This is a genomic window from Nitrobacter vulgaris (assembly GCF_031453995.1).
GTDB lineage: Bacteria > Pseudomonadota > Alphaproteobacteria > Rhizobiales > Xanthobacteraceae > Nitrobacter > Nitrobacter vulgaris.
Window position 1 is genome coordinate 1 of record NZ_JAVDPZ010000075.1, and the last position, 4,841, is coordinate 4,841.

6 protein-coding genes are annotated in these 4,841 nt (G+C 58.2%); 4 read left to right on the top strand and 2 right to left on the bottom strand.

The annotated features are described in order from the left end of the window. Positions 1-50 precede the first annotated feature (50 nt). Positions 51-656, bottom strand: a complete 606-nt coding sequence (locus GGQ85_RS20510; RefSeq protein ID WP_309776053.1) for a DUF2938 domain-containing protein — start codon at positions 654-656, stop codon at positions 51-53. Between GGQ85_RS20510 and GGQ85_RS20515 the strand changes: the two genes are divergently transcribed. Further along, positions 559-1,224 carry an ArsR/SmtB family transcription factor gene (locus tag GGQ85_RS20515; RefSeq protein WP_309776054.1) on the top strand — a complete coding sequence of 222 codons (666 nt, stop codon included), beginning with the start codon at positions 559-561 and terminating at the stop codon, positions 1,222-1,224. The genes GGQ85_RS20510 and GGQ85_RS20515 overlap by 98 nt on opposite strands. A gap of 134 nt (positions 1,225-1,358) precedes the next feature. Here GGQ85_RS20515 and GGQ85_RS20520 read toward each other — a convergent pair whose 3' ends face one another. Continuing rightward, positions 1,359-2,576, bottom strand: coding sequence for a Cmx/CmrA family chloramphenicol efflux MFS transporter (locus GGQ85_RS20520; protein WP_309776055.1), 1,218 nt, complete (start codon positions 2,574-2,576; stop codon positions 1,359-1,361). 177 nt (positions 2,577-2,753) lie between these two features. Here GGQ85_RS20520 and GGQ85_RS20525 point away from each other — a divergent pair, with 177 nt between their 5' ends. The 3 genes from GGQ85_RS20525 to GGQ85_RS21105 all read left to right on the top strand — a co-directional run bounded on the left by GGQ85_RS20525 (position 2,754) and on the right by GGQ85_RS21105 (position 4,522). Further along, positions 2,754-2,876, top strand: a complete 123-nt coding sequence (locus GGQ85_RS20525) for a hypothetical protein (protein ID WP_309776056.1) — start codon at positions 2,754-2,756, stop codon at positions 2,874-2,876. Positions 2,877-3,002: 126 nt separating this feature from the next. Continuing rightward, a complete protein-coding gene (locus GGQ85_RS20530; protein ID WP_309776057.1) occupies positions 3,003-3,881 on the top strand; it encodes a class II glutamine amidotransferase in 879 nt (292 codons plus the stop codon). A 251-nt stretch (positions 3,882-4,132) separates the two neighbouring features. After that, positions 4,133-4,522: a GFA family protein gene (locus GGQ85_RS21105; protein WP_445376084.1), complete on the top strand. Its 390-nt coding sequence runs from the start codon at positions 4,133-4,135 to the stop codon at positions 4,520-4,522. The last annotated feature ends 319 nt before the right edge of the window (positions 4,523-4,841 follow it).

Consider the following 4,841-nt stretch of genomic DNA (forward strand, 5'->3'; position numbering starts at 1 on the left):
AAAGGGATCAACCTAGCCACTGGACGGTTTTTACTCCGCCCGCACCGACATCACGCCGGCGCTCCGTGGCCTACTTTGTCACCGCCACGCACAGGCTGCATGAGGAAAAACGGTGCGACAATGCTACCAACGCCCACGATGAGGGCGGGCGTGAGCGTCGGCTTATGCAGCCATTCGGGACCCCAAACAGCGACGAGAATGATGGCAAACAGGACGCCAATGGCATAATGGGCTCCCCAGCCCAGAAGGACCTCACCAGATAAGGGGGCAGCCTTGCCAATCGCTTCGTGCGCGAATTTTCCTTTTGGGAAGTAGCCGATCCATCGACCGACCAAGCGGTAATCAAGAGATGCGATGCCGAAGACACGCTTCTGCAGGAGCGCCCAGGCATCCATGACGAGAGTGGCTCCTATGCCCACTAGCACGGCCCTGCAAACGTTTGTCACGATCTCCTGGTCCACCGACAACCTCCCTGTTACTGCGCGCCGTAATATACACCCAAAGTGCCAATCGTTCAATGAGTTGCTTGAATGATTGTCTAATGATACAAATCTGTCAATGATGAAAACCGATGCACCAACCCTCTTGTATGCCGACCTGGCGGAGACCGCCCGGACCCTCGGCCATCCACACCGCCTCATGCTGCTTGAGCACATCGCGCAAGGCGAACGAGCGGTTGAGCGTCTTGCTGAACTAAGCGGGCTGACGATCGCTAACACCTCTCAGCACCTTCAACATTTGCGCCGAGCGGGTTTTGTGGAATCGCGGCGGGCCGGCAAGCGCGTGCTTTACCGTCTCGGCGGCGGACCGATCGAGGCCGTGCTGGCGTCCTTGCGCGCCTATACGGAACATACGCGGGCCGAAGTCCGCGAGTTAATGTCCGACCCGATCAACGCGAGCGGCAAGCTCGACTCGATCTCTCGCGACGAGCTGCTGGAACGGCTTGCGGATGGAAGTTTAACGCTGCTCGACGTCCGTCCTGCCGAAGAATACTTTCACGGCCATCTTCCTGGCGCGCTCAATTTTCCGGTTGAGGATTTGGAAGCTCGATTGGCGGAACTGCAACCGGGGCAGGACATAGTCGCTTATTGCCGCGGCCCCTACTGCGTACTATCCGCCACGGCAGCCGATATCTTAGCGGTTAAGGGCTTTCGGGTTCGTCGGCTTGCCGCAGGGTTTCCCGATTGGAAGGCCGCCGGTCTTCCGGTCGAAACACCTGCCTGAAGTTGCTTTCGCATTGAAATCATTCGGGCCTGCCGACGCTGGTCAAGTCAGTAGGGCATAGAGACCAGTTCGCGTCAGGCGCGCCGCAATGGAAAGCCGGGCGTCGAGGCCTGAGCCGCGACGCCCTTTCGACCTCACACGCGGCTCAAGCGCCGGTCGAGAAGCGCAGTCCCTAGCGCCGCGACTGCGATGGCCGCGCCGACCCAGCCAATAGATGGCAGGCCGTAGCCTTCGCTGATGGCCAATCCTGCCGCGAGCGGCGCGAACGTCAGCCCGAGCTGGAAAGCGGAGGAGTTGGTCGCGCCCACCAGGGTCGGAGCGTCCGGGGAGATCGCATAGACCCGACCCCAAACGGCAGGGTTGAGCAGGAACCCCGCCACGCCAAGGAGAAACACCAGCGCAATGATCGGACCCCAACTCGCGGCCCAATAGACGATCGCTATCGAAACCAGCACCAATCCGACGATGCCGACGCAAAGGGTGGCGAAGGGGTATTTATCGGCCGTTCGCCCCCCGATGGTCAGACCCACCAAGGCGCCGATGCCGAAGAGCGATAGGACTGGCGGCAGCCAGTCTGTCGGCAGGCGAGTGACGTCAAGCAGCAGGGCGCCCAGATAGGCGAACGTTCCCATATACGCGGCAGTGGTAAGGGCCGTTGTGGCATAGGCCGCCCAGAGCGCGGGGCGCATCATTGCGCGAAGCTCTGTTCGAGCATCGGGTGCGGGCGCGTCGTTGTCCCTTGCGTCAGGTACGGTGAGGAAAACGGCGATCGCCGCGGCCGTCGTCACGATGGCCACTGCCCAGAATCCAGCGCGCCAGCCTGCCAAATCGCTAATGAAGGTGCCGGCCGGACCGCCCAGGATCATCGCGAGCGTGAGACCGCTCACGACGATCGAGAGGGCTTTCGCACGACGGTCCGCAGGGGCCATTTGAACTGCGGTCGCAGCGGCCACGGCCCAGAAGCACGCATAAGCCAGGCCCATGACGATACGCGAGACGAGCAGCGGCCAGTAGCCGTCGAGCATCAAGCCAGCGACGGTCGCCAGTACAAAGACGGCTTGACTGGCCAAGAGCGTACGCTGTCTCGACCAATGCAATGTCATCAGCGCAAGCGGAGGCGCTCCCACCAGCGCACCGATCGCAAAGGCGGAAATCAGAGTTCCGGCGGCCGGCAGCGAAATCTGCAGGTCGGCGGCGATCTTGGGAAGGATGCCCCCCATCAGAAACTCCGCGCTGCCCATTGCGAAGAGACTGAGTGCGAGGAGATAGACACCGGCGGGAATTCCTGCCGACGCTGGCGGTGACTTTAGGCTATCCCGACCAGTTGTCGGGTCTTCGATTGCTGCTGACATGCAAGAACTCCAGTGAGGACCGAGGGTGTCGCCCACCTTTGCACGTAACGCGCAATCATTCAATAGATTACTTGATTGTACGGCTTGGGTTTGTGGCCCGCTAGGGTCGATACCCAATCAGGGTGTTGAGGATCGTAGCAAATCCGATTCCCTGCCGTCACTTTTGCGCTGGAGGCGATGACCAGCAGGCTGTTCTGGTTCGGTGACGAGGCGTGGGCGGCGATCGAGCCTCACCGCCGCCTTGAGTCGCACAGTCAGGACCCGGAGTCGGTTTTCACACCGGCCGCCGCGGAAAAGTGATCTCGATCGCGTCAGTGCCATTTCCCGCCAATTCCAAGTGTGGAGATCACGCCGCGCGATGACGTCTTGACCGGAGGCTTCTAACTAATATCATTCAAGCGAATAATTGATTGATGAGGTGTGGTTTTGAGCGGATTATTTGGACTGATAAGCGGCGTGCCGTCCGATCCAGGCACATCCTTTGCTCTTTTGAAACCTCATGGTGAGGACCTTTACGGCTACGCCGACGGGTGGGGCATCGCTATTTTTGACGGCAAAGCAGCAAGACTATTCAAGGAAAAGCGGGCGTTCGCTCGAACGTCCTATTTGTCTCCTTTCAACGGAGAAGCGTTTAGGAGCTCTCTTGCGATTGCTCATATTAACAAAACTGAGAACTCTACGAACCCGATTACGATCGCCGATATTCAGCCATTCGAGCGTGAACTCGGCGGGCGCTCGTGGGTCTTCGCGCACGATGGAGACCTACCCGGACAGCTTCCTTTCGACACGCACACATGCCGGCCAATCGGCAGGACTCCTTCGGAACGCGCCTTTTGCGCGCTCCTGATGTCGGCTGATACTTCTTCTGAACAAGAGTACGGGGCGACGGACCTAGAGCATCTTACCGGGGCGCTAAGTCGTCAGATTTCCCGCACGAACGAACTGGGCGTCTTCAACATTCTCATGAGCGATGGCGAACTACTGTTCGTGCATACTCATACGGTCCTGTATCAACTCGAACGCCGAGTAGCGGATGATGAAGCATGCTCCGCGATGACGATGATCTCTTCCTATCCCGTGACCGACGATGATGACTGGCAACCCCTGCCTTCTAACTCGCTGACTGTTTTCCGCGGCGGCCAACAAATCGCGCAGACGGAAACCCAGGGTAAGGCTCCCAGCGAGGCTTGGGAGCGCCAGCGTCGCGAAGCGGATCTTGTCAAGGGTCGCCACTTCGAAATCGAGCAGTGGGTGCGACGGCACAATGAACAATTTGGAGACGGCATGAACTACGAAAGCGGCTGACGACGATCATACTTCAATCAACCACCCGGCCGACAGTGCATGTCCGCAGGGTCTTACCACGATATCTAGAAAGAGCCGATTAATGCGAACTTCGGAGGTTAATGCGCTTCCAAATTGGCTCGTCGCATCAGCTGTTGTGGTTACAACTGGCATAAGCGGTGTTAGGCCAGCTCGGTGCCGGAATATGGAGGGCAGGCTTGTCAGAGATTTAAGTCCCTCCTAATCTAAACATCTATCTGAAAAGAGATTTCATGCCAATCGCTGGAAGCTGCCACTGTGGGTCAACGCTGTTTGAAATAGATTTCACCCCGGACGTCGCCACGAAATGCACCTGTTCATTTTGCAGTAAGCGCGGTGCATTGTGGGGGTACTGCGAGCCCGCCCAGTTTAGGCTAAATTCCTCGGCTCACCATTCAATACAATACTCCCCGACGAATGCTGAACATCGCCATTACCACTGCGGTAGATGCGGTTGCACAACGTTTTCAGACAGTCCGGACTACTCAATGTATGGGACGGAAGGAGACGGAGACGCCTTCGACGTCTCACGGCGCAAAATCTCTGTGAATCTTAGATGCCTTGATGGGTTCGACGTGGATGCCCTTCCCATCGATGTCATCGACGGCAAGAACCTCTGGTAACAGACGCGATTCTTGATCGCCTGGTAGTAGTGCCTGTCCATCAGCGCCTGCTCGCCCCCTATGCTGCACCTAGCAGTCAGGGAGAACCCGCCGATGTGTACGCTACAGCCCGAAAATGCCGCACGGTATTTCGAAGGCGCTTCCAGCATCGATATCTATTGTTTTCAATCGCCTCAGCAATGAAGGAGATTGAAAATGCCGAAGACCGAAACCACTCAAATCAGACTGTCAACGGCGGAGCAAAACCAAGCCACGGAGGCGGAGTAAAAGCAGGCCAGTCTGGGCGCGGCAGAGGCCGCTCGCGAAGCGCGCTTTTCCC

What these genes read in the sequence shown, in the direction of transcription:
- GGQ85_RS20520 (WP_309776055.1), bottom strand. Translation starts at nt 2,576, where the DNA reads ATGTCAGCAGCAATCGAAGACCCGACAACTGGTCGGGATAGCCTAAAG.
- GGQ85_RS20515 (WP_309776054.1), top strand. Translation starts at nt 559, where the DNA reads ATGATGAAAACCGATGCACCAACCCTCTTGTATGCCGACCTGGCGGAG.
- GGQ85_RS20510 (WP_309776053.1), bottom strand. Translation starts at nt 656, where the DNA reads ATGTGCTCAAGCAGCATGAGGCGGTGTGGATGGCCGAGGGTCCGGGCG.
- GGQ85_RS20525 (WP_309776056.1), top strand. Translation starts at nt 2,754, where the DNA reads ATGACCAGCAGGCTGTTCTGGTTCGGTGACGAGGCGTGGGCGGCGATC.
- GGQ85_RS21105 (WP_445376084.1), top strand. Translation starts at nt 4,133, where the DNA reads ATGCCAATCGCTGGAAGCTGCCACTGTGGGTCAACGCTGTTTGAAATA.